This window comes from Elioraea sp. Yellowstone, assembly GCF_006704265.1.
GTDB lineage: Bacteria > Pseudomonadota > Alphaproteobacteria > Acetobacterales > Acetobacteraceae > Elioraea.
The window spans coordinates 1-22,373 of record NZ_VIKA01000001.1; the positions used below are offsets into that span (position 1 = coordinate 1).

Here is a 22,373-nt window from a genome sequence, read left to right on the forward strand (position 1 = left end):
GTCGCCCGCCGCCGCCACGCGCGAGAGCTCCGCGACGGCGCGCTCGCGCCGCGCCTTCTCGCGCCAGCTGCGCGCCGCTGGTGCGGCGAGATCGCCGAGCACCCGCCCGAGCGCAGGCATGGCCTCGCCGCGGTGCATCCGTTGCAGCGCCGCATAGACCGCGATCGTCGCGACCGCGGCGTCGGCGGGACTGGCCGCCTCGCCCACCGCGGCGAGTTCGCTGTCGAGCCGACCATCCACCTGCACCGCGATGAAGGCGGCGATGTGCCGGTCGAAGGGCAGGATCCCGGCCGGCAGGCTGCCCGCCGCGGCCTCGAGCGCACGCAGGAGTGCCGGCAGCGTCGAGACATGGCGCTGGCCGAGCAGCGGCGAGAGGCAGGGCAGGGCCGGGTTCAACTGGTAGAGCAGCCGCTCCGTGCCCGCCCCCATCGCCGTCGAGCGGCGGATCAGCCGGTACTGGCGCGCCTTCCGCTCGAGCGCGACCGGATCGGCATGGCGGTCGCCGCAGGCGGCCGCCCAGCGGGCGATCGCCAAGCTGTCCACCAGGTCCTCGAGCGCTCCGACATCGAGCGCATGCGGTCCGGGCCCCAGAGCGGCCTCCGCCAGCACCGGTCCGAGCGCGTCCGGCATCAGCGCGGCACCACGCCAGAACAGCGGCGCGCGTGGATCGATCAGCGCGATCGTGCGGCAGAGCATGGTATCGAGCACCAAGGGATCGACCGCGCTCGCGTCGTCCTCGGTCGCCTCGCGCAGCCGGGCGGCGAGCTGCCCATCGCCCAGCGCGCGCTCGGTCCAGACCGCGATCGCGCCGGTGCGCGCGGCCGCGATGCCCTCGTTCCAGTGCGTGCCAAGCGTGGCGGCCAGGCTGCGGGTGTCGCGCGGCTGGGCCGGGCCGATCGCCAGCGGTCGCGTCGCCTTGCGGATCGGCCGCGCGCTGATGGAACGGGCACGCGCGGAGCCCGGCCAGCCGGCGAGCTCGCCGGGACCCGGGCGATGGTCGGGATCCTCGGCGAGCAGGCCGCGCACCAGGGTGACAAGCCCGCCCGGCAGGCGATGTTCGCCCAGCACCGCGATCAGGCTGCCGCGCTCGAGCTTCGCCCGTGTCGCTGCGGCGTCATCGAGCCCGGCCATAGGCCACTGTCCCGTGGCAAGAGCGACGAGCGTCACCCCCAGCGCATAGAGATCGTCCGCGATCGTGCCCTCGCCGCGCCCGGCCGGCAGACAGAGGGCGGAGGGGGCCGGCTCCACCACCGCGGGCTGGGCGAAGCCGGCCGGCAGGGCGAACCCCTCCCCCAGCATGGCCGGTCCGCCGGCGGGCGGGCGGAACAGGTTGTCCGGCCGGATCCCGCGATGGGGGATGCCGAGATCGGCGAGCGCCAGCAGCACCAGCCCGACCGGGCGGACGATGTTCTGGATCAGGTCGCCCTCGCGCAGCGGCGCGCGCTTCTCGCCGCGTGGCAGGAGCGCCGGGCCGGGCGGCTGGGGATACACGATCAGGCGCGCCTCGCGCCCCTCCCACGGCACCACGTCGTGGGCGAGCGGGCGCATCAGATGGGGGATGTCCTCCTCCATCGTGAGGCGCTCGATCGCGCGCAGGCGCGCCGGATGATGGGTGCGGCAGACCACGGCCAAGCCGGGCGGCGCGGCGGCCGCGAGCGGCCGGGCGGCGAAGGCCGGGAGCCCACCGCCGATCACGCCCCGGACGGGGCTCAGCGGATCGACGACGTGATCGCCGATCCGCGTCTGCCCTCCGCTCGCCATGTCGCCCTCCATCCGCGCCGGCCCACACACTGGCGCATGAGGGGTTGAGAGGCGGTTAAGTCCCGATTCAGTCCGCGTAAGGATCGCGCATCACGATCGTGTCGTCCCGCTCCGGGCTGGTGGAGAGCAGCATCACCGGCGCCTCGACCAGCTCCTCGATGCGGCGCACGTACTTGATCGCCGCCGCCGGCAGTTCGGCCCAGGAGCGCGCGCCGCGGGTCGAGCCGGACCAGCCCTCGAGGGTCTCGTAGACCGGCCGTACCGCCGCCTGCGCGGCCGGCGCAGCCGGCAGGCGGGCGAGCCGCTGGCCATCCAGGGTATAGCCGACGCCGATCTTGAGCTCCGGCAGTCCGTCCAGCACGTCGAGCTTGGTCAGAACCAGCGCCTCGATGCCGCCGACCTTCACCGCCTGGCGCACCAGGGCTGCGTCGAACCAGCCGCAGCGGCGACGCCGTCCGGTGACGGTGCCGAACTCGTGGCCGCGATCGCCGAGGAGCCGCCCGGTCTCGTCGCTGAGTTCGGTCGGGAAGGGGCCGGAGCCGACCCGCGTGGTGTAGGCCTTGGCGATGCCGAGCACGCGGCCGATCGCGCCCGGTCCGATCCCGGCGCCGCCGGCGGCGCTCCCCGCCACCGTGTTGGACGACGTCACAAACGGGTAGGTGCCGTGATCGACGTCCAGCATCACCGCCTGCGCGCCCTCGAACAGGATGCGCCTGCCCTCGGCACGGGCGCGATCAAGCCGTTCCCAGACAGGCTCGGCGAAGGGCAGGAGGCGGGGCGCGAGGGCAAGCAGATCCGCGAGCAGCGCATCCTTCGCGAACGTTTCCGCCCCGAGGCCCTGCAGCAGGGTGTTGTGGTGCAGGAGGAGGTCATCGAGCTTCGCCGACAAAGTCTCCGGCTCGGCCAGGTCGCAGAGCCGGATGGCGCGCCGTCCGACCTTGTCCTCGTAGGCGGGCCCGATCCCGCGCCCCGTCGTGCCGATCTTCGCTGCGCCGCGGGCGGCCTCGCGCGCGCGGTCGAGCGCGGGGTGCAGGGGCAGGATCAGCGGCACGGTCTCGGCGATGCGCAGGTTGGCCGGGGTCACGGACAGCCCCTGTGCCGCCACCTTGGCGATCTCCTCCAGGAGCGCATGCGGATCGAGCACGACGCCGTTGCCGATCACGCCGAGCTTGCCGCGCACGATGCCAGAGGGAAGAAGGGAGAGCTTGTAGGTCTGGTTGCCGACCACCAGCGTGTGACCGGCGTTGTGCCCGCCCTGGAAGCGGACGACGATGTCGGCGCGGCTGGCGAGCCAGTCGACGACCTTGCCCTTGCCCTCGTCGCCCCACTGGGCGCCGATCACCGTGACATTCGCCATCAGCTCAACCTTCCAGAGGGATCGCCTCGCCGTCCCGGGCGAGATGGGTGCAGCCGAGCCGGCGCGCCTCGGCGAGCGGATCGTCCACCGCGGCGAGCGCGGCAACGGTGGCGAAGCCCGCCTCGCGCAGCCGCGCCGCCTGGCGGGCCGGCGTGCCGGCGGGCACGAAGACGCGCGGCCGGGGCGGGCGCGGTCGGGCCACGGTGAGGGCGGCATCCGGGTAGAGGGTGACCCCGGTGGCGTACTCCTCGCCGGCGCGATAGCCGCCGCCGCGACCGAGCTCGTCGGCGAGCGAGGCGGAGAAGATCGTGAAGGCGACGCCGCGGTGGTAGCGCAGACCGCGGAACTCCAGGGGATCCGCCGTAAGCCGGATCGCCGGGTCGCGCGCGCGCACCGCCGCCACGGTCGCCGCGAGCCGGCAGGCCAAGTCGCGCGCGGGTGGCGGCAGCGTGGCGGCGGCGAGCGCCTCGAGAGCGCGGTCGGCCGCCCCCGCGGCGTGCAGGAGCTCGTCCAGCGTGTCCGCGATCGGTCCGGCCAGCGCCGCCACCTCGGCCGCATCCTTGCGGTCGAGGGCGTGGCGCAGGCTGGCCTCGCGCTCGGGCGGCAGGGCGAGGGGGGCGAGCAGCTCGTCCGCGAGCGTCGGCAGCGTCAGGTCGAAGCTCACCCCCGGCACGCCGAGCGCGGCGAGCGCCTCGGCTGCGACCGCGATCACCTCGGCATCCGCCTCGGCGCAGTCGGCGCCGATCAGCTCGATCCCCGCCTGGGCGAACTGGCGTGCCGCGCGCAGCTCGGAGCCGCGCACGCGCAGCACCTGGCCCGCGTAGGAGAGGCGCAGCGGCCGCGGCGACCGGCCGAGCCGCACCGCGGCGATGCGCGCCACCTGAGGCGTGATGTCGGCGCGCAGCCCCATCATGCGCTGGCTCACCGGGTCCATCAGCCGGAAGGTGACCTCGGCGGTCGCGGCACCCATGCCGCCCAGCAGCCCCTCCTCGAACTCGAGCAGCGGCGGCTTGACCCGCTCGTAGCCGTGTGCGGCGAACACCGCGCCCATGGCCTCGATGGCGGCGGCCTCGGTCTCGGCCTCGGGCGGCAGGAGGTCGCGCAGGCCCGGCGGCAGCAGCGCGATGGCGGCGGGTTCGGTCATCGGCGCCGCCTCTAGCAGGGTTTGGCGCCGCTGGTGAGGGGGCAGGCTGCGGCGGCGCTGGTGCTCGTCGTGCATCCGCGGCGGCACGGGCTGGCGGTCAAGCTGATCCGGCGCCCTCAGGTGGTCGTGATCGGCGGGTCCTGCACCGCGGCCTCCCACACGCCCGCCCTCTGGGCGATGACGCAGGCTCCGATCGCCGCAGCGGCCGCACCGGCCAGCGGTGCGTCAGGCCGGCGCCGGGGTGCGCGGGGCCGGCCGGCGGAGCAGCAGGGTGCACGGCATGGCGAGGAGCGCGAGCCAGGCGAGCCGGCTGAAGTCGTGCATGTAGGCGATCGCGCGCGCCTCGCGGAACACCATCTCGGCCAGCGCGAGCCGGCCGGCCGGCGTCTCGAGGCTCCAGAGTTCGGCCACGCCCGGCATCCTGAGCGCCGGGTTGAAGGCCGTGACGTGCCGCATCAACCCGGCATGGATCGCCTGCGTGTCGCGCACCAGCAGGAAGATCACCACGGCGATGCCGATCGAGGCGCCGAGATTGCGCATCAGGCTGTAGATCGCCGTTCCCTGGTTGCGCAGCTCCGGCGGCAGCGTCGAGAAGGTCATGGTCGTCAGCGGCACGAACAGGAAGCCGAGACCGAAGCCCTGGACCATCCCCGTGCGGATCAGTGCCGCCTGCGATACCTGGGGCGTGAAGCCCGACATCTCCCAGAGCGAGACCGCGGCGCAGCCGAAGCCGAAGGAGAGCAGCAGCCGCGGATCGATGCGCGTGATCAGCCGCCCGACCAGAAGCATCGCCGCCATCGTGCCGAGGCCGCGCGGCGAGGTGATCAGCCCCGCCGCGAGCACGGGGTAGCCGAGCATGGTCTGCAGGAAGGGCGAGAGCAGGGCGACGGTCGCGAGCAGCAGGATGCCGACGACGAAGATGAAGCAGATGCCGACGGCGAAGTTCCTGTCCCGGAACAGGCGCGGGTCGATGAACGGACGCCTCGCCGTCGCGGTGTGCACAACGAACAGGTAGAGACCGAGCGCGGCCGCCGCGGCGAGACCGATGATCAGGGAGGAGTCGAACCAGTCCAGCCGCTCGCCGCGGTCGAGCATGAGTTGGAACGCGCCGACGGCGAGCGCGAGCGTCGCGAAGCCGAACCAGTCGAATCCGACCCGCACCGGTGCGGCGCGCGGCATCATGATCGAAAGCCCGATGAAGGCGACGATGCCGACCGGCACATTGATGGTGAACACCCAGCGCCAGTGCAGGTACTCGGTCAGGACGCCCCCGAGCGTCGGCCCGAGCACCGGCCCCACCATCACGCCGACACCGAACAGCGCCATCGCCTGGCCGTGCTGCTCGCGCGGATAGGTGTCGAGCATGGTCGCCTGCGCGAGCGGCACGAGAGGCGCGCCGAAGGCGCCCTGCATCAGCCGGAACACCACCATCTGCTCGATCGAGACGGCCATGCCCGAGAGCATGGAGGCGGTGGTGAAGCCGATGATCGTGACCATGTAGACGGTGCGCCGGCCGAACCGGTTGGCGAACCAGCCGCTGAGCGGGGTCGAGATCGCGGCGGCGACGATGTAGGAGGTCAGCACCCAGTTGACCTCCTCGAGCGTCGCCGAGAGCGAGCCCATCATGTAGGGCAGCGCGATCGTCGCCATGGTCGTGTCGAGGATCTGCATGATCACGCCGAGCATCACGCAGAGGGACAGGACCCCGCGCCGCCGCCGCTCCAGCGCCGCCTGCGTCATCGCCGGCCGGGCAGGCCGCCCGCTTCGGGAAGCGGCCGTGATCGCGACGCGGCGCGCAAGGCGTGTCCGGAGCGGCTGCCGCCCATCCGGGGACGGCTCCTAGAGCCCGGCCCAGCGCCGCAGATCGGCGAGCAGGCCACCGAGGCTGCGCCGCCGGCCGGTGTCGATCTCGACCGTCGCGCTCATCCCCGCGCGCAAGGCCGGCGCATCCTCCGGCAGGTCGAGCGCGAGCCGGACGGGGATGCGCTGCACCACCTTGACCCAGTTGCCGGAGGCGTTCTGCGGCGGCAGTACCGCGAACTCCGCCCCCGCGGCGGGTGCGATGCTGGCCACGCGGCCGCGGAACACCCGGCCGGGATAGGCGTCGACGCGGATCGTCGCCGGATCGCCGACCTTGACGTGGGTGAGGTCGGTCTCCTTCGGATTGGCCTCGACCCAGACAGGTCGCGTGGCGACCAGCGCGAAGGCTGCCCGCCCGGCGGGCAGGTAGGCCCCGAGCGGCAGATGATCCAGGTTCGTCACGACCCCGGCGAGCGGGGCATGCACGCGCGTGCGCCGCAGATCGCGCTCGGCGCGATCGACGGAAGCGCGCGCCTCCTGGAAGCGCGCATGCGTCTCGGGAGCCGCGTCCGGCGTGCCGCCGAGGGCGGCGAGTGTCGCCTCGGCCTGGCGCTCGGTGATGACCAGGCGGGCGCGCGCCGCGTCGAGGTCGCGGCGGGCCTGATCGAACGCCGCCTGGGCGGCGACCCCGCGCGCGGCGAGGTCCTGCTGGCGGCGGAACTGGGCCTGGTGGAAGGCGAGGTCGGTGCGCGCCTGGTCGAGCTCGGCGAGCTTCTCGCGATAGGTCGCCCGGAGCGTGGTGAGCTCGTTGCGCACCCCCTCGAGCCGGGCGAGTGCCGCGGCGAGCGCGATCCGGTAGGGCTCGTCGTCGAGCCGGAACAGGATCTGTCCGCGCTCGACCCGCTGGTTCTCCTCCACCATCACCTCGGCGACGAAGCCCGCGACGTCGGTCGTGATCTCGATCTTGTCCGCGCGCACATAGGCGTTGTCGGTCGAGACGTAGCGGCCACCGGCGAGATAGAGCGCGAGTGCCAGCCCGAGCAGGGCAAGCGGCCCGAGGGCGAGCAGCAACGCGCGGCGGCGCCGGCGCTCGGCAACGGTCGGGCGTGGCGGCGGGGCAGCCTCGCGCGAAGGCGCCTCGGCCTCGCGCAGCCGCGCCACCGTCTGGTCGGTGCGCGCCTCCGCCTCCTCGGGCAGCCGGCCGCGTGCGCGGGCGTCAGCCATGATGTGCGAGCCGCTCGCCGTTGGAGCCCGAAGCGGCGGCGATCAGGTTCTCCTTCATGGTCGTCAGGATGCGGATGAGCTGCTCGCGCTCGGCCTCGGGCACACCGGCGAGCGCCTCCGCGCGCGTCGCCGCGCCGATCGCGCGCATCCGGTCCAGCACCGGGTGCGCCTTCGGGCGCAGGAACAGCAGCCAGACGCGCCGGTCCTTCGGATGCGGCCGGCGCTCGACCAGGCCGGCCGCCTGCAGCCGGTCGAGGATGCGCCCCAGGGAGATGGGTTCGAGCTCCAGGATCTCGGCGAGCCCGCCCTGGTGGATGCCCTCGTTGCGCGCGAGATGCGCCAGCACCTGCCACTGGGCCCGCGTCAGGCCGAGCTCGCGCGCATTCTGATCGAAGCGCTTGCGCAGCAGCCTCGCGACGTCGTGCAGCAGGAAGCCGAGGGTGCGTTCGGGGGCGTCCACCTGTGCCGTCCCGTGCGGGGGCGGGACAATAAGCACGGCTATGATAGATGCGATCAGGGACTTGTCGAGACCCCGACCGGCCGCTTGCGCCGGCGCGGCCGGCGGGCCAGAACGGCGCCGCTCTCACGGAGGGACCGGCCGATGACCGATGTGCTGATCGCGCCCTCGATCCTCGCCGCCGACTTCGCGCGGCTCGGCGAGGAGGTGCGCGCGGTCGACGCGGCCGGCGCGGACTGGATCCATCTCGACGTGATGGACGGGCATTTCGTGCCGAACATCAGCTTCGGCCCTGCGGTGGTGAAGGCACTCCGGGCGCATTCGGCGAAGTGCTTCGATGTGCATCTGATGATCGAACCGGTCGATCCGTATCTCGAGGCCTTCGCCTGGGCGGGCGCTGACCGGATCATCGTGCATGTCGAGGCCACGAGGCATCTCGACCGCACGCTCCAGGCGATCGCGGGACTGGGCAAGAAGGCGGGGGTGTCGCTCAACCCGGCGACTCCCGCCTGCATGGTCGCGCATGTGCTCGATCGGGTCGATCTCGTGCTGGCGATGACGGTGAACCCGGGCTTCGGCGGCCAGCGCTTCCTGCCTTCCCAGCTTGCGAAGATCCGCGAGCTCCGGCGCATGATCGGCGACCGGCCGATCCGCATCGAGGTGGACGGCGGCATCACGCCCGAAACCGCACCGGCCGTGATCGAGGCCGGTGCCTCCGTGCTGGTCGCGGGCTCGGCGGTGTTCGGTGCGGCGGACTACGCCGCGGCGATCGCCGCGCTGCGCCCCGTCACGCCGTAGCCGGCGCGGCGAGCAGGCGCCCGCAGAGCACGGGCACCTCCCCGGGGTGCACCGCGACCGCGGCGGCGCCTTCGGCCATCGCGGCGGTGCCGTAGCCCCAGGCGGCGAAGATGCAGGGGATGCCGGCGCCGACGGCCGCGACCACGTCGTTGCGGTGGTCGCCGATCATCACCGCGCGCGCGGCCTCGCCCCCTGCGGCTTCGAGGGTCGCGCGCAGATGCGCCGGATCGGGCTTGCGGACGGGGAAGGTGTCGCCCGCGCCGATCGCGGCGAAGCGGTCGGCAAGCCCGATCGCGGCGAGCAGGGCCCGCGTCGCGCCTTCGGGCTTGTTGGTGCAGATCGCGAGCCGCCAGCCGGAGGCGGCGAGCGCATCGAGAGCGGCCGGGATGCCGGGGAAGGGGGCGGTCTCGACGGCCGCGTTGGCGGCGTAGTCGGCGAGGAATGCCTGGTATGCCATCTCGTCGAAGGCCCGGCCGCGCGCCACCAATGCCCGCTCGACCAGGGCACGCACGCCGTCGCCGATCATGCCGACGATCTCGGCGCGGGCATAGCGGCGCAGCCCGAGCCTGGCCGCCATGCGGTCGGCCGCGGCATGGATGTCGGGCGCGCTGTCCACCAGCGTGCCGTCGAGGTCGAACAGGGCTGTCGGAGGCATCCGCCGTGCTGTACGGAAGCGCCGCGCCGCGCGCAACTCCCAGCCCTCCCGCCTTGACATCCGCGACTCGTGGGCGCATCTCGCAATCAGGACCGGAGGCGTCCTGATTGTGCGGAGAACGCCGTGTTCAGGCTGTCCAAGCTCAGCGACTACGCCGTGGTGCTGCTCAGCGAGCTCGGCCGCGCCAACGAGGGCGCGGTGCGCAACGCCTCGGGCCTCGCGGCCGCCACCGGCATCGCCGAACCCACCGTCGCCAAGGTGCTCAAGCTGCTGGCCGGCGGGGGCTTGGTCACCAGCCAGCGCGGCGCGCATGGCGGCTATCGCCTGGCGCGGCCACTGGCGGCGATCCCCATCGCCGACGTGATCGCCGCGATCGAGGGGCCGATCGCGCTCACCGCCTGCGTTGACGGACACGTCGGCGCCTGCGAGGTCGAGTGCTCCTGTCCGGTGCGCGGACGGTGGGACCCGGTGAACGCCGCGATCCGCCACGCGCTCTCCGAGATCACGCTCGCCGACATGGCCTGCCCGGCCTGGACGCTGACCGGGGCGGCGCGCCTCGCCGAGCCGGTCGTTTGACACAGAGGGAATACGAACCATGCCTGCGGTAGCCGAGACGCTGGAGACGGTCCGCGACGTCACCCAGGGCACCTACAAGTGGGGCTTCGAGACCGAGATCGAGCAGGAGGTCATCCCCAAGGGCCTGGACGAGGACGTGGTCCGGCTGATCAGCGCGAAGAAGCGCGAGCCGGAGTGGCTGCTGGAGTGGCGGCTGAAGGCGTTCCGCGCCTGGCAGTCCATGCAGGAGCCCACCTGGGCGGCGGTGAGGTATCCGCCGATCGACTACCAGGATGCGCACTACTACGCCGCACCGAAGGCGAAGGCCGATGGGCCGAAGTCGCTCGAGGAGGTCGATCCCGAACTGCTCCGCACCTACGAGAAGCTCGGCATCCCGCTGAAGGAGCAGGAGCGGCTCGCCGGCGTGGCGGTGGACGCGGTGTTCGACTCCGTCTCGGTCGCGACCACCTTCAAGGAGAAGCTCGCCGAGGTCGGCGTGATCTTCTGCTCGTTCTCGGAAGCCGTGCGCGAGCACCCCGACCTCGTGCGGCGCTGGCTCGGCACCGTGGTGCCCTACGGCGACAACTTCTTCGCCGCGCTCAACTCGGCGGTCTTCTCGGACGGCAGCTTCGTCTACATCCCCAAGGGCGTGCGCTGCCCGATGGAGCTCTCGACCTATTTCCGCATCAACGCGAAGAACACCGGCCAGTTCGAGCGCACGCTGATCGTCGCCGAGGAAGGCTCCTACGTGTCCTATCTCGAGGGCTGCACCGCGCCGATGCGCGACGAGAACCAGCTCCATGCCGCGGTGGTGGAGCTGATCGCGTTGGACGAGGCGCAGATCAAGTACTCGACCGTGCAGAACTGGTACCCGGGCGACGCCGAGGGGAGGGGCGGGATCTACAACTTCGTCACCAAGCGCGGCGCCTGCCGCGGTCGCAACAGCAAGATCTCCTGGACCCAGGTCGAGACCGGCAGCGCGATCACCTGGAAGTACCCCTCCTGCATCCTCCAGGGCGAGGGCTCGGTCGGCGAGTTCTACTCGGTCGCGATCACCAACAACTTCCAGCAGGCCGATACCGGCACGAAGATGATCCATCTCGCGCCGAACACGCGCTCGACGATCGTCTCCAAGGGGATCAGCGCCGGCCACGGCCAGAACACCTATCGCGGCCTGGTGCGGATCATGCCGCGGGCGAGGAACGCGCGGAACTTCACCCAGTGCGACTCCCTGCTGATCGGCGATCGCTGCGGGGCGCACACCGTGCCCTATATCGAGAGCCGCAACCCGACAGCGAAGGTCGAGCACGAGGCGACGACGAGCCGCATCGCCGAGGACCAGCTCTTCTATTGCCGCCAGCGTGGGCTTTCGGAGGAGGAGGCGGTCGGGCTGATCGTCAACGGCTTCGCCCGCGAGGTGCTGAAGGAGCTGCCGATGGAGTTCGCGGTCGAGGCGCAGAAGCTGCTCGCGATCAGCCTCGAAGGCAGCGTGGGTTGAGGACGGGATACGAGCGATGCTGAAGATCGAAGGGCTGACCGCATCCGTCGAGGGCAAGGAGGTGCTGAAGGGCATCGACCTCGAGGTGCCGGCCGGCGAGGTGCACGCCATCATGGGCCCGAACGGGTCGGGCAAGTCCACGCTCGGCTACGTGCTCGCCGGGCGCGAGGGCTACGAGGTCACGGGCGGAACCGTGACCTTCCGCGGCGAGGACCTGCTCGGCAAGGAGCCCGAGGAGCGCGCGATCGCCGGGCTGTTCCTCGCCTTCCAGTACCCGGTGGAACTGCCCGGCGTCGGCAACGCCAACTTCCTGCGCCAGGCGCTGAACAGCGTCCGCCGCGCGCGCGGCGAGCCCGAGGTGGACGCGATGCAGTTCCTCAAGCTGGTGCGCGCCAAGGTGAAGGCGCTCGGCATGAGCGACGAGATGCTGAAGCGCTATGTCAATGTCGGCTTCTCGGGCGGCGAGAAGAAGCGCAACGAGATCCTGCAGATGGCGGTGCTGGAGCCCGCGTTCTGCATCCTCGACGAGACCGACAGCGGGCTCGACATCGATGCGCTGCGCATCGTCGCCGACGGGGTGAACGCGCTGCGGTCACCCGAGCGTGGCATGCTGGTGATCACGCACTACCAGCGCCTGCTCGACTACATCGTGCCGGACCGCGTCCACGTCCTGCTGAACGGACGGATCGTCCGCTCCGGCGGTCCGGACCTTGCCCTGGAGCTCGAGGAGAAGGGCTATGGCGAGTTCCAGGAAGCGGCCTGAGGCGCCGATGAACGCCCCCGTCGTCGTGCCGGCGGTCGCGCCGGCAGTGGCTGCGCTGCTCGACCGCCACGCCGGGCTGAAGGACCGGCTGCCCGGCGCGCGCGTGGCGTGGGTGGAAGCGTGGCGGCACCGCGGGGCGGAGGCGTTCCGCGCCGGCGGGTTCCCGACGAAGCGCGTCGAGGCGTGGAAGTACACCGACCTCTCCCCCTTGCGCGAGACGCGCTTCGAGGAGGCGCTGGTCGCGACCGACGCGCATCCGGCCCTGCCCGCGGAGGCGGGCGGCGAGGAGGCGCGCATCGTGCTGCTGGACGGCCGCTTCCGCGCCGACCTGTCGCAGCTCGACACGCTGCCCGACGGCGTGCGGATCGACAGCCTCGCGGCGCTGCTCGGCGTCGGGGACGCCGCGCTGCGTGACATTCTGGGGGCGATCGCGCCGGCCGACCTGCCGCTCGCCGGGTTGAACGCGGCGCTCGCCGAGGACGGGGTGGTCATCCGCGTCGCCCCGGGCGTGGCGGCCGGGCGCGTCCGCATCGTCTCGCTCGGCACTGCGCCTGACGGCCATGCGGTCGCCTTCCATCCGCGCAACCTCGTCGTGCTCGGCGCCGGCGCGTCGCTGACCCTGCTCGACGGCGCGCATGGCGCGGGCAAGGGTGTCTACTGGCACAATGCGGTCACCGAGATCGCACTCGGCGAAGGGGCGCGGCTGACGCATGTGCGCCTGCAGGACGAGGCGCGGGATGCGTTCCACACCGCGCTGGTCGCCGTGCGCGTCGCGGCGAAGGCCGAGTACGACAGCTTCACCCTGGTGCGCGGCGCCCGCCTCGCGCGCAACGAGGTGCATGCGGTGCTGGCCGGGCCGAAGGCGGCGCTGCACCTCAACGGCGCGCAGCTCGTCGACGGCGACCGCCATGCCGACACGACCACGGTGATCGACCATGCCGCCCCCGAGTGCGAGAGCAACCAGACGGTCAAGACCGTGCTGGCGGGGCGCGCGCGAGGCGTGTTCCAGGGCAAGATCCACGTCCGGCAGGTGGCGCAGAAGACCGACGGCTACCAGATGAACCAGGCGCTGCTGCTGAGCCCGGAGGCGGAGATCAACGCCAAGCCGCAGCTCGAGATCTATGCCGACGACGTGAAGTGCAGCCACGGCGCCACCGTCGGCGAGCTGGACCACGACCAGCTCTTCTACCTCCGCAGCCGCGGCATCCCCGAGGTCGAGGCCAAGTCGATGCTGGTGCAGGCGTTCCTGACCGACGCCGTCTCTCTCGTCTCCGATGAGGCGCTGCGCGAGACCCTGCTCGCCGCGACGGACGCATGGTGGGATGGGGTGGAGCATCCCGCATGAACGACGCGCCGCCCGTCACCGCCGCCTTCGACGTCCAGGCGATCCGTGCCCAGTTCCCGATCCTGACCGAGACGGTGCGCGGCAGACCGCTGGTGTTCCTGGACAGCGCGGCATCCGCGCAGAAGCCGCGCGCGGTGATCGAGGCGATGGTGCACGCGATGGAGCGCCAGTACGCGAATGTCCATCGCGGCCTGCACTGGATGAGCGAGCGCACCACCGAGGCCTACGAGGCCTGCCGCGACGCGGCCGCGCGGTTCCTGAATGCGGGCTCGCGCGACGAGATCGTTCTGACGCGCAACTCCACCGAGGGGATCAATCTGGTCGCGCACAGCTACGGCCGCGGCGTGATGCGCGCCGGGCAGGCGGTGCTGATCAGCGAGATGGAGCACCACAGCAACATCGTGCCCTGGCAGATGCTGCGCGACGCGCACGGGGTCGAACTGCGCGTGGCCAGGGTGACGGAGGCGGGCGAGCTCGACATGGACTCCGTCGCCGCGCACCTCGCCGACGGCAAGGTCGGGCTGGTCGCGATCACGCACATGTCCAACGTGCTCGGCAGCTACACGCCGGCGGAGCGGATCGTGCGGCTCGCGCACGAGGCCGGGGCGAGGGTGCTGCTCGACGGCAGCCAGGCCGCCGTGCACCGCAAGGTGGACGTGCAGGCATTGGATGCCGATTTCTACGTCTTCACCGGCCACAAGCTCTACGGCCCGACCGGCATCGGTGTGCTCTACGGCAAGGCGGAACTCCTCGACCGCATGCCGCCCTTCCTGGGCGGTGGCGACATGATCTCGACCGTGTCGTTCGAGAGGTCCGAGTGGGCGCGCGTGCCGCACAAGTTCGAGGCCGGCACGCCGCCCATCCTGGAGGGAATCGGCCTCAAGGCCGCGATCGAGTGGGTCGAGCGGATCGGTTTCCCGGCGATGGAGGCGCATGAGCGCGCGCTGACCGACCACGCGCTCGCGCGGCTTTCGGCGATCGAAGGTGTGACGGTGATCGGCCGGGCGCAGGATCGCGGTGGCGTGATCTCCTTCACGCTCGATCGGGCGCATGCGCACGATGTCGCCACCCTGCTCGACCGGCAGGGGATCGCGGTGCGCGCCGGGCATCACTGCGCCGAGCCGCTGATGCGCCGCTTCGGCCTCGACAGCACTGCGCGCGCCTCGTTCGCCGCATACACCACCAGGACCGAGATCGACGCGCTGGCCGAGGCGCTGACGCGCGTCAGGACCTTCTTCGCATGAGCGAAGCGTTCGAGGAGCTGCGCGACCTCTACCAGGAGGTGATCCTGGACCACGGCCGGCATCCGCGGAACTTCCGCCGGCTGGACGGGGCCTTGCACGCGAAGGGCGAGAATCCGATGTGCGGCGACAAGGTGGAGGTCTGGCTGAAGCTCGGCGCCGGCGAGCGGATCGAGGATGCCGCGTTCCAGGGTCGCGGCTGCGCGATCTCGATCGCTTCGGCCTCGCTGATGACCGAGGTGCTGCGCGGCAAGACGAGGGATCAGGCGCGCAGCCTCGCGGATGCCTTCCGCACCCTCGCGCGCACCGGCGCCTGCCCGGTCTGCGACGCGGTGCACGAGGAGGACATCGAGCGCTTGCAGCCGCTCGCCGGCGTGGCGGAGTATCCGTCGCGCGTGAAATGCGCGACACTCGCGTGGCATGCGATGGAGGCGGCGCTGAAGGGCGAAGGGAGCGCGACGACGGAATGAACGAACGGGCGCATGTTCCGGCGGGCACCGTCTGGACGCCCGAGGGCGAGGTGCCGGCCGCGCCGGGTGTCAGCGAACAGGCGGTGATCGACGCGGTCTCGACGGTCTATGACCCTGAGATCCCGGTGAACATCTACGAGCTGGGCCTGATCTACGCGATCGACATCGAGGACGACGGCGCGATCAAGGTGGAGATGACACTGACCGCGCCCGGCTGCCCCTCGGCGCAGGAACTACCCGAGCAGGTGCGCCAGGCGATCCTGTCGGTGCCGGGGGTGACGCGCTGCGATGTCGAGGTGGTGTGGGATCCCCCCTGGGATCCGAGTCGGATGAGCGAGGAAGCCCGGCTCGCGGTCAACATGTTCTGACCTGCTGGGGTGATGCGATGGGCACGGCAAGCACTGGAACGACGCAAGCGCGCAGTCTGCCGCCGCTGATGCGTCTGACGGATGCGGCGGCCGAGCGGGTGCGCGCGCTCTATGCCCGCCCGGGGGCGAAGAGGTACCTGCGCATCGGCGTGAGGACGAAGGGCTGCTCCGGCTTGTCCTACGAGATGAGCTACGTGGACGAGCCGGGCCCGACCGACGAGGTGGTCACGGACCACGGCCTGACGATCCTGGTGGATCGGCGTGCGTCGCTGTTCCTGATCGGCACGGTGATGGACTACCAGACCAACGCGCTCTCCTCGGGCTTCACCTTCGTGAATCCCAACGAGAAGGGTCGCTGCGGTTGCGGCGAGAGCTTCCACGTCTGACGCCGTCCCCGGGAGTGGGGGTGTGGGGGGGAGGGCCTTGTGGCCCTCTCCCCCAGTCTTTCTTCGTGTGATCTGAATGGATCCGCTCGCCCCGCTCGACCCGCCGGCCCGCGAGGCGGTGCGCGCGGCCTCGCGGCGCGTGCGCCTGCCGGCCGGCTCGGCCGCCTTCCGCCCAGGCGAGTCCTGTGCGCACTGGCTGATCGTCTGCGCCGGCCAGGTTCGGGTCTCGCGCGTGTCGGAGGACGGGCGCGAGATCGTCCTCTACCGCGTCCGTCCCGGCGAGAGCTGCGTGTTGACCACCGCGGGCCTCCTCGAGGGCGCGGCCTACGACGCCGAGGCGATCTGCGAGACGGAGGTCGAGGCGCTGCTGCTGCCGGCGGCCGCGTTCCTGAGCCTGGTGGCCGAGCAGCCGTCGTTCCGCCGCTTCGCCTTCGCGGCCTATGCGGCGCGGATCGCGGCGCTGATGGAGCTCGCGGAGGAACTCGCCTTCGACGAGGTCGGCACGCGGCTCGCACGCCGGCTTCTGGCCCTGCGCGCGCCCGACGGCACGGTGCCGGCGACGCACGAGGCGCTGGCGGCCGAGCTCGGCACGGCGCGCGAGGTGGTGAGCCGCCGGCTCAAGGCGTTCGAGCGCGCGGGGCATGTCGCGCTCGCGCGCGGGCGGATCGTGCTCGCCGATCCCGAGGGGCTCGCGGCGGCCGTCCGCGGCTCGGTGACCTAGGTCACGGACGTCGCGGCGGGTCATCGGCTCCGCTGTGCTCGAAACCACAGGCAACGGAGTGCGGACGATGACGAGGAACATGGGCATGGTGGATCGCGCGCTGCGTGCGGTGGTCGGCGTGGCGCTGGTCGCGCTGGCCGCGACGGGCACGATCGGCGCATGGGGCTGGATCGGCGTCGTGCCGCTGGCCACCGCGGCGATCGGCTGGTGCCCGGCCTACGCGCCCTTCGGCATCAGCACCTGCCCGTCCAGGGCGTGAGGCGAGGGGGCCGGTCGGGCGCCGGCCCCGTGCCCGTCACCCTGCCGGGCGGATCATCAGCGCGTTGAAGCGCCGTTCCGGCCGCGGGGTGATCGTCAGCGTGCGCCGCGAGGCGTAGTCCCAGGTCGGGTGGAAGACCGGGATCAGCGCCTGGTCCTCCATTGCCGCCTCGATCGCGGCGGCGACCTTGGCGATGCGCTTCTCGGGGTCCATCTCGCCCAGCGCATCGACGATCAGCGCATCGACGCGCGGGTTCGAGTAGCGCACGCGGTTCGCCGCGCCGAGCCCGCGCTGCGCGTCGTTGGTGTGCAGGACGGCGCGCGGACCCTCGGAGGCCTCGATCGTGCCGTACTGGGCGATGAAGGCCGAGAACTCCTGCCGCGTCGCCGCGCCGAAGAACACCTGGCCCGGCACGCCCTCGACCGACACCTGCAGCCCGAGCCGCGTCCACATCTGGCCGATCGCCTGGGCGATCTGGCTGTCCTTCGGGTAGCGGTCGGTGGTGGTGTGGAGCGCGAGGCGGAAGCCGTTCGGCACCCCCGCCTCGGCGAGCAGCGCGCGCGCCCGGTTGAGGTCGAGCGGGTCGGGCTGCAGTCGCTGGCTGGTGCCGGGGAACGACGGCGGCAGCATCTGCGAGGCCGGCGTGCAGCTTCCCTCCATCAGTCGCTCGCAGATCGCGGTGCGGTCGATCGCGAGCGACAGCGCCCGGCGCACGCGCGCATCCATCAGCGGGTTGCGCGCGAGCGGCGGCTGGCCGTCCTTGGCGCCGACATGCGGACTCTGCTCGCGTGCCGAATCGAGCGCGATGTAGTGCACCACCGCGGCCGGTCCGCTGGACAGGGCGAACCTCGGGTCCTGGCGGATACGCGCCTTGTCGCCGACCGGTACGAGATCGATCGCGTCCACCTCGCCGGCGAGCAGCGCGGCGACGCGCGAGGGGTCGCGTGTGATCACGCGCTCGGTCACGCGCTCCCACGCGGCGGGGCCGCGCCAGTGCCTCTCGAAGCGCTGGAGCACCAGCCGATCCGCATTCACCCACTCGACGTGGCGATAGGGACCGGTGCCGTTCACCTTGCCGGCGTTGAACTCGCTCGTACTCTGTCCGGCATCGGCGGCGCGGATGATGAAGACGCGGCTGAGGTCGAGCGGCAGCAGCGGGTTCGGCGTGGAGGTGCGGATGCGGATCGTGTGGTCGTCGATCCTGTCGATCGCGGCGATCGCGCGCGTGAACACGGTGAACAGGGCCGGGCTGTTCGGCACGTTCGGCAGGCGCGCATAGGTCGCGATCACGTCGTCGGCGGTGAAGGGGGACCCGTCATGGAACACCACGCCCCGGCGCAGCGTGAACTCCCAGGTCAAATCGTCGATCAGGCGCCAGGATTCGGCCAGCGCCGGCTCGATCTCCTGACGGTCGTTCTGCCAGGTCAGCGCATCGAAGATCTGGCTGTGGCTCGAGGCCTGCGGGAAGCCGTTGAAGAAGTGCGGATCGAGCGTGTTGAGCTCGAGCTTGGTGCCGAGCGTCAGGGTCTGCGCCGAGGCTCCCCCGGTCACGAGCGCGATCGCGGCGACGGCCGCGCACAGGATACGTCGCATCCAACCCTCCCTGTCTCTTCCCCCCGCCATGATGGCGCGCCGGGGGCGTTGTGCAAAGCGGGCAACCGTCGCAGTCTCCGCGCCCATGACGCGCACGCCCCCCCGCATCGCCCTCGGCGGCTTCATGCTCGAGAGCAACGGCCACGCGCCACCGGCACCGAAGGCCGAGTTCGAGGCGACGTATTGGCTGGAGGGCGAGCCGCTGCTCGTGGATCTGCGCTCGCCGGCGCCGCGCGCCTCGGCCTGCCTGAGCGGGTTCCTCGCTGGCATGGACCAGGGAGACGAATGGACGGCGATCCCGCTCCTCGCGACGGGTGCGGGCGCCTCCGGTCCGGTCGAGCAGCCCGTGTTCGACGAGGTGGTGGCGCGCATCACCGCAGGGCTGCGGGCAGCCCCGCCGGTGGACGGCGTGTTCCTCGCCCTGCACGGCGCGGCCACGGCGACCGGGGAGCCCGATCCGGACGGCGTGCTGCTTGCCGCCGTGCGCGCGGTGGTCGGGCCGGAGGTGCCGGTGATCGCGACACTCGACCTGCACGCGAACGTCTCGCAGAGGATGGTGGACGAGGCTGACGTGCTGATCGCCTACCGGACCAATCCCCATGTGGACATGATCGCCCGCGGCATGGACGCGGCCTTCGCCATGCGGGCGATGCTCGGCGGCATGCGGCCGAAGGCCGCGTTCGTGAAGCTGCCGATGATCACGCCGGCCGTGGCGATGAACACCGACCGGGGCCCCTATGCCGACATCATCGCCTACGGCCAGTCGCTGATCGACCACACCATCCTCGACGTCTCGGTGGTGGCGAATTTCTCGCTCGGGGATACGCCGAAGAACGGGCTCTCGGTGATCGTCACCGCGAAGGGGGATCGCGTACGCGCGGAAGCGGTGGCAGGCGACGTCGCGCGGCGCCTGTGGGAGATGCGCGAGCGCTTCCGCATCACGCTCACGCCGCTGGAGACGGCGGTGGCGATGGCCAGGCAGGCCGGCGCCGATCCGTCCCGCCCGGCGCTGCTGTTCGCCGACGTCGCCGACAACCCGGGCGGGGGCGGGCGCGGCAACACGACCTACATCCTGCGCGCGTTCCACGCGGCCGGGGTGGAGGGCGCGCTGTTTGGCATCCACAACGACCCGCCGCTCGCGGCCGAGGCGCATGGCTTGGGCGTGGACGCACGCTTCACCGCGCGCTTCAACCGCGCCGAGCCGCACCCGATGAGCGAGTCCTTCGAGGCCGAGGCGGTGGTGGAGGCGCTGTCCGACGGCGAGTTCATCGGCCGGCGCGGCATCTATGCCGGGCGGCGCGTCTCGCTCGGGCCGACGGCGCTGCTGCGCCTGGGCGGCATCCGCGTGATCGTGGTGACGCACCGCCGCCAGTTCGCCGACCCCGCGATGGCCGAGCATCTCGGCGTCGACCTGCGCTCGGTCCGCGCGCTGGTGGTGAAGTCGCGCGGGCACTTCCGCGCTGGCTTCGACGACATCTTCCCGCGCGAGGCGATCGTCGAGGTCGATGTGCCGGGACTGACCTCGGTGGTGCTGGAGCGCGTGCCCTACCGCAACATCCCGCGCCCGATCTGGCCGCTCGACCCCGATACCGCCTGGTCGCCGCCGCATGCCTGACGATCTTCGCCCCGTCGAGACGGGTGGCATCGGGAAGCCGGTGCGCCGCGTCGAGGATCTCCGGCTGCTGCGCGGCCTCGGCCGGTACACCGACGACCTCGCGATCCCCGGCGTCGCGCACATGGCGATCGTGCGCAGCCCGCATGCGCACGCCGCGATCCGCGCGATCGACACGGCGGCGGCGCATGCTGCACCCGGCGTGCTGGCCGTGCTGACCGGAGCGGACGCGGAGGCCGATGGCCTCGGCACGCTCCAGACCATCGTGCAGCGCCACCGCCCCGACGGCAGCCCTATGCCGCGCCCGCCCTACCGCGTGCTCGCGACCGGAGCGGCGAAGTTCGTGGGCGACCCGGTCGTGGTGGTGGTGGCGGAGACGCGCAATGCGGCGAAGGACGCTGCCGAGCTGGTGACGATCGACTGGGAGCCGCTGCCCGCGGTCACGGACGCCGCCGCCGCACTCGCGCCTGGCGCGCCCGCCGTGTGGCCGGGCCTCTGCGACGACAATCTCTGCTTCCTGTTCACGCTCGGCGATGCCGCCGCGGTGGAGGCGGCGTTCGCGCGCGCAGCCCACGTCGTGGCGCTCGACTTCCGCATCAGTCGCGTCTCGGCCAATCCGCTCGAGCCGCGCGCCGCGATCGGGGTCTGGGACGCGGCGGACGGCCGCTACACGCTCTATTCCGGCGTGCAGATCCCGCATCGCATCCGCCAGGAGCTCGCCGAGACCGTGCTCGGCGTGCCGCATCACGCACTGCGGCTCGTCTCGCCAGACATGGGCGGCGCCTTCGGCATGCGCGGCTCGCCCACCCAGGAGCACGCGCTGGTGCTGTGGGCGGCACGCCGCACCGGCCGGCCGGTGAAGTGGGTCGCCGACCGCACCGAGTCCTTCCTCTCCGACTTCCACGCGCGCGACAATGTCTCGACCGTCGAGCTCGCGCTCGACGGCGAGGGAACCTTCCTGGCCTTGCGCATCCGCACCATCGCCGGGCTCGGCGCCTATCTCGCGTTCAACACGCCCCACTCGCCGACCAACAACCTCGGCGGGCTCGCCGGCGTCTACCGCACGCCCGCGATCCGCGCCGAGGTGCGCGGTGCCTTCACCAACACCCAGCCGACCGCCCCCTATCGCGGCGCCGGCAGGCCCGAGGCGACCTACGCGGTCGAACGGGTGATCGATGTCGCTGCCGATCATCTTGGTGTCGATCCGGTCGAACTGCGTCGGCGCAACCTGATCGGCCCGGATCAGATGCCGTTCCGCACCGGGCTCGTGTTCATCTATGACAGCGGCGACTTCGCCGAAGGGATGCGCAGGGCGATGGAGGCCGCCGACTGGGACGGGTTCGAGGCCCGCCGTGCCGCCTCGCAGGCGCGCGGGATGCTGCGGGGCAGGGGTATCGCGAACGCGATCGAGATCGCCGCCGGACCGCAGCGGATGCCGAACGAGGAGGCAGTGGAGATCCGCTTCGACCCGGGCGGCGACGCGACGCTGCTGGTCGGTACGCACAACCACGGCCAGGGCCATGAGACCGCGTTCCGCCAGATGGCGATGACCATGCTCGGCCTGCCCTTCGAGCGCGTGCGCGTGCTGGCCGGCGACACGGACACGGTGCCGCATGGCCGCGGCACCTTCGGCAGCCGCTCGGCCACCGCGGGCGGGGTGGCGTTGCGCCGGGCGGCCGATGCGATCATCGCCCGCGGCCGGCGGATCGCGGCGCATCTGCTGGAGGCGGCGGAGGGCGATATCGAGTTCGATGCCGGGTCGTTCCGGGTGGCCGGCACCGACCGCGCGCTCAGGATCGAGGAGGTGGCGCGCGCCTCCTACCGGCTCGGCGCGCTGCCGAAGGGCGAGCCGATGGGGCTTGCGGCCCTCGCGGTCACCACCGCCGACGAGGCGACCTTCCCCAACGGCTGCCATGTCTGCGAGGTCGAGGTCGATCCCGAGACGGGCGCGGTGCGGATCGACCGCTACACGGTCTGCGACGATGTCGGCGCGGTGGTGAACCCGCTGCTGCTGAAGGGCCAGATCCATGGCGGCATCGCCCAGGGTGCGGGCCAGGCGCTCGGCGAGACGATCGCCTATGACGAGACCGGGCAGATCGTCACGGCGAGCTTCATGGACTACCCGATGCCGCGTGCCGACGACCTGCCGCCATTCGAGGTGGTCGGCAACCACGTGCCGACGCCGAACAACCCGTTCGGCATCAAGGGCGCGGGCGAGGCCGGGACGGTGGGCGCGCTGCCGGTGGTGATCAATGCGATCGTCGATGCGCTCCGGCCGTTCGGCGTGACGCATCTCGACATGCCGGCGACGCCCGAGCGCGTGTGGCGCGCGATCCGCGCCGCGCGCGAAGGCGCGGTCCGGTAGT

At 72.1% G+C, this 22,373-nt stretch carries 21 protein-coding genes; 13 read left to right on the forward strand and 8 right to left on the reverse strand.

The genetic code is table 11. The features are described from left to right. From FK498_RS00005 to FK498_RS00030, 6 genes are all read right to left on the reverse strand, one after another. Positions 1 to 1,761 (reverse strand): hypothetical protein (locus FK498_RS00005; protein ID WP_141850768.1); only part of this gene is annotated, 1,761 nt, incomplete at its 3' end. 67 nt (positions 1,762 to 1,828) lie between these two features. Then, the gene (locus FK498_RS00010) at positions 1,829 to 3,118 is read right to left on the reverse strand and encodes an adenylosuccinate synthase (protein WP_141850769.1); all 1,290 of its coding nucleotides are present in this window, start codon (positions 3,116 to 3,118) and stop codon (positions 1,829 to 1,831) included. Positions 3,119 to 3,122: 4 nt separating this feature from the next. Next, positions 3,123 to 4,262, reverse strand: a complete 1,140-nt coding sequence (locus FK498_RS00015) for an ATP phosphoribosyltransferase regulatory subunit (protein WP_141850770.1) — start codon at positions 4,260 to 4,262, stop codon at positions 3,123 to 3,125. Between the two features lie 225 nt (positions 4,263 to 4,487). Next, positions 4,488 to 6,002, reverse strand: a complete 1,515-nt coding sequence (locus FK498_RS00020) for a DHA2 family efflux MFS transporter permease subunit (protein WP_141850771.1) — start codon at positions 6,000 to 6,002, stop codon at positions 4,488 to 4,490. Between the two features lie 99 nt (positions 6,003 to 6,101). Then, positions 6,102 to 7,286: an HlyD family secretion protein gene (locus FK498_RS00025; protein ID WP_141850772.1), complete on the reverse strand. Its 1,185-nt coding sequence runs from the start codon at positions 7,284 to 7,286 to the stop codon at positions 6,102 to 6,104. Further along, on the reverse strand, positions 7,279 to 7,746 hold the full coding sequence (locus FK498_RS00030; protein ID WP_141850773.1) for a MarR family winged helix-turn-helix transcriptional regulator: 468 nt from the start codon (positions 7,744 to 7,746) through the stop codon (positions 7,279 to 7,281). The genes FK498_RS00025 and FK498_RS00030 overlap by 8 nt, the downstream gene beginning before the upstream one ends. 141 nt (positions 7,747 to 7,887) lie before the next feature. On the opposite strand from FK498_RS00030, the gene rpe reads away from it, so the two are divergent. Further along, positions 7,888 to 8,541, forward strand: a complete 654-nt coding sequence (rpe, locus tag FK498_RS00035; RefSeq protein WP_141850774.1) for a ribulose-phosphate 3-epimerase — start codon at positions 7,888 to 7,890, stop codon at positions 8,539 to 8,541. On the opposite strand, the gene gph is transcribed toward rpe, so the two are convergent. Beyond that, entirely contained in the window at positions 8,531 to 9,196 is a 666-nt protein-coding gene (gene gph / locus FK498_RS00040) for a phosphoglycolate phosphatase (RefSeq protein WP_141850775.1), read from the reverse strand. The two genes, rpe and gph, sit on opposite strands and share 11 nt — an antisense overlap. Positions 9,197 to 9,319: 123 nt before the next feature. On the opposite strand from gph, the gene FK498_RS00045 reads away from it, so the two are divergent. The 10 genes from FK498_RS00045 to FK498_RS00090 all read left to right on the forward strand — a co-directional run bounded on the left by FK498_RS00045 (position 9,320) and on the right by FK498_RS00090 (position 16,802). Further along, positions 9,320 to 9,772 (forward strand): SUF system Fe-S cluster assembly regulator, encoded by a 453-nt coding sequence (locus FK498_RS00045; RefSeq protein WP_141850776.1) that lies wholly within the window; start codon positions 9,320 to 9,322, stop codon positions 9,770 to 9,772. 19 nt (positions 9,773 to 9,791) lie between these two features. Beyond that, the gene (gene sufB, locus FK498_RS00050) at positions 9,792 to 11,249 is read left to right on the forward strand and encodes a Fe-S cluster assembly protein SufB (RefSeq protein WP_141850777.1); all 1,458 of its coding nucleotides are present in this window, start codon (positions 9,792 to 9,794) and stop codon (positions 11,247 to 11,249) included. 16 nt (positions 11,250 to 11,265) lie between these two features. Continuing rightward, the gene (gene sufC, locus FK498_RS00055; protein WP_141850778.1) at positions 11,266 to 12,012 is read left to right on the forward strand and encodes a Fe-S cluster assembly ATPase SufC; all 747 of its coding nucleotides are present in this window, start codon (positions 11,266 to 11,268) and stop codon (positions 12,010 to 12,012) included. A 7-nt stretch (positions 12,013 to 12,019) separates the two neighbouring features. Further along, positions 12,020 to 13,357 (forward strand): Fe-S cluster assembly protein SufD, encoded by a 1,338-nt coding sequence (gene sufD / locus FK498_RS00060; protein ID WP_237560781.1) that lies wholly within the window; start codon positions 12,020 to 12,022, stop codon positions 13,355 to 13,357. Then, positions 13,354 to 14,601 carry an aminotransferase class V-fold PLP-dependent enzyme gene (locus FK498_RS00065; protein WP_141850780.1) on the forward strand — a complete coding sequence of 416 codons (1,248 nt, stop codon included), beginning with the start codon at positions 13,354 to 13,356 and terminating at the stop codon, positions 14,599 to 14,601. The genes sufD and FK498_RS00065 overlap by 4 nt, the downstream gene beginning before the upstream one ends. Continuing rightward, a complete protein-coding gene (gene sufU / locus FK498_RS00070; protein WP_141850781.1) occupies positions 14,598 to 15,068 on the forward strand; it encodes a Fe-S cluster assembly sulfur transfer protein SufU in 471 nt (156 codons plus the stop codon). Before FK498_RS00065 ends, sufU begins: the two co-directional genes overlap by 4 nt. Next, positions 15,065 to 15,436, forward strand: a complete 372-nt coding sequence (locus tag FK498_RS00075; protein WP_141850782.1) for an SUF system Fe-S cluster assembly protein — start codon at positions 15,065 to 15,067, stop codon at positions 15,434 to 15,436. The genes sufU and FK498_RS00075 overlap by 4 nt, the downstream gene beginning before the upstream one ends. A 17-nt stretch (positions 15,437 to 15,453) precedes the next feature. Further along, positions 15,454 to 15,822 (forward strand): iron-sulfur cluster assembly accessory protein, encoded by a 369-nt coding sequence (locus FK498_RS00080; protein ID WP_141850783.1) that lies wholly within the window; start codon positions 15,454 to 15,456, stop codon positions 15,820 to 15,822. Positions 15,823 to 15,898: 76 nt separating this feature from the next. Then, a complete protein-coding gene (locus tag FK498_RS00085) occupies positions 15,899 to 16,543 on the forward strand; it encodes a Crp/Fnr family transcriptional regulator (protein ID WP_141850784.1) in 645 nt (214 codons plus the stop codon). 67 nt (positions 16,544 to 16,610) lie between these two features. After that, positions 16,611 to 16,802, forward strand: coding sequence for a DUF2892 domain-containing protein (locus FK498_RS00090; protein ID WP_141850785.1), 192 nt, complete (start codon positions 16,611 to 16,613; stop codon positions 16,800 to 16,802). 36 nt (positions 16,803 to 16,838) lie between these two features. Here the strand turns inward: FK498_RS00090 and FK498_RS00095 are convergent, their stop codons facing one another. Further along, positions 16,839 to 18,395 (reverse strand): ABC transporter substrate-binding protein, encoded by a 1,557-nt coding sequence (locus FK498_RS00095; protein WP_161988257.1) that lies wholly within the window; start codon positions 18,393 to 18,395, stop codon positions 16,839 to 16,841. Positions 18,396 to 18,480: 85 nt separating this feature from the next. Here FK498_RS00095 and FK498_RS00100 point away from each other — a divergent pair, with 85 nt between their 5' ends. Together FK498_RS00100 and FK498_RS00105 are read left to right on the forward strand one after the other, a co-directional pair. Next, the gene (locus FK498_RS00100; RefSeq protein WP_141850787.1) at positions 18,481 to 20,010 is read left to right on the forward strand and encodes a M81 family metallopeptidase; all 1,530 of its coding nucleotides are present in this window, start codon (positions 18,481 to 18,483) and stop codon (positions 20,008 to 20,010) included. Next, positions 20,003 to 22,372, forward strand: a complete 2,370-nt coding sequence (locus tag FK498_RS00105; RefSeq protein WP_141850788.1) for a xanthine dehydrogenase family protein molybdopterin-binding subunit — start codon at positions 20,003 to 20,005, stop codon at positions 22,370 to 22,372. Before FK498_RS00100 ends, FK498_RS00105 begins: the two co-directional genes overlap by 8 nt. Position 22,373: the final 1 nt, after the last annotated feature.

Excerpts from the sequence above, each read along its gene's own strand:
- FK498_RS00010 (WP_141850769.1), bottom strand. The coding sequence starts at position 3,118 with ATGGCGAATGTCACGGTGATCGGCGCCCAGTGGGGCGACGAGGGCAAG.
- FK498_RS00015 (WP_141850770.1), bottom strand. The coding sequence starts at position 4,262 with ATGACCGAACCCGCCGCCATCGCGCTGCTGCCGCCGGGCCTGCGCGAC.
- FK498_RS00020 (WP_141850771.1), bottom strand. The coding sequence starts at position 6,002 with ATGACGCAGGCGGCGCTGGAGCGGCGGCGGCGCGGGGTCCTGTCCCTC.
- FK498_RS00025 (WP_141850772.1), bottom strand. The coding sequence starts at position 7,286 with ATGGCTGACGCCCGCGCACGCGGCCGGCTGCCCGAGGAGGCGGAGGCG.
- rpe (WP_141850774.1), top strand. The coding sequence starts at position 7,888 with ATGACCGATGTGCTGATCGCGCCCTCGATCCTCGCCGCCGACTTCGCG.
- gph (WP_141850775.1), bottom strand. The coding sequence starts at position 9,196 with ATGCCTCCGACAGCCCTGTTCGACCTCGACGGCACGCTGGTGGACAGC.
- sufB (WP_141850777.1), top strand. The coding sequence starts at position 9,792 with ATGCCTGCGGTAGCCGAGACGCTGGAGACGGTCCGCGACGTCACCCAG.
- sufC (WP_141850778.1), top strand. The coding sequence starts at position 11,266 with ATGCTGAAGATCGAAGGGCTGACCGCATCCGTCGAGGGCAAGGAGGTG.
- sufD (WP_237560781.1), top strand. The coding sequence starts at position 12,020 with ATGAACGCCCCCGTCGTCGTGCCGGCGGTCGCGCCGGCAGTGGCTGCG.
- FK498_RS00065 (WP_141850780.1), top strand. The coding sequence starts at position 13,354 with ATGAACGACGCGCCGCCCGTCACCGCCGCCTTCGACGTCCAGGCGATC.
- sufU (WP_141850781.1), top strand. The coding sequence starts at position 14,598 with ATGAGCGAAGCGTTCGAGGAGCTGCGCGACCTCTACCAGGAGGTGATC.
- FK498_RS00075 (WP_141850782.1), top strand. The coding sequence starts at position 15,065 with ATGAACGAACGGGCGCATGTTCCGGCGGGCACCGTCTGGACGCCCGAG.
- FK498_RS00080 (WP_141850783.1), top strand. The coding sequence starts at position 15,454 with ATGGGCACGGCAAGCACTGGAACGACGCAAGCGCGCAGTCTGCCGCCG.
- FK498_RS00085 (WP_141850784.1), top strand. The coding sequence starts at position 15,899 with ATGGATCCGCTCGCCCCGCTCGACCCGCCGGCCCGCGAGGCGGTGCGC.
- FK498_RS00090 (WP_141850785.1), top strand. The coding sequence starts at position 16,611 with ATGACGAGGAACATGGGCATGGTGGATCGCGCGCTGCGTGCGGTGGTC.
- FK498_RS00095 (WP_161988257.1), bottom strand. The coding sequence starts at position 18,395 with ATGCGACGTATCCTGTGCGCGGCCGTCGCCGCGATCGCGCTCGTGACC.
- FK498_RS00100 (WP_141850787.1), top strand. The coding sequence starts at position 18,481 with ATGACGCGCACGCCCCCCCGCATCGCCCTCGGCGGCTTCATGCTCGAG.
- FK498_RS00105 (WP_141850788.1), top strand. The coding sequence starts at position 20,003 with ATGCCTGACGATCTTCGCCCCGTCGAGACGGGTGGCATCGGGAAGCCG.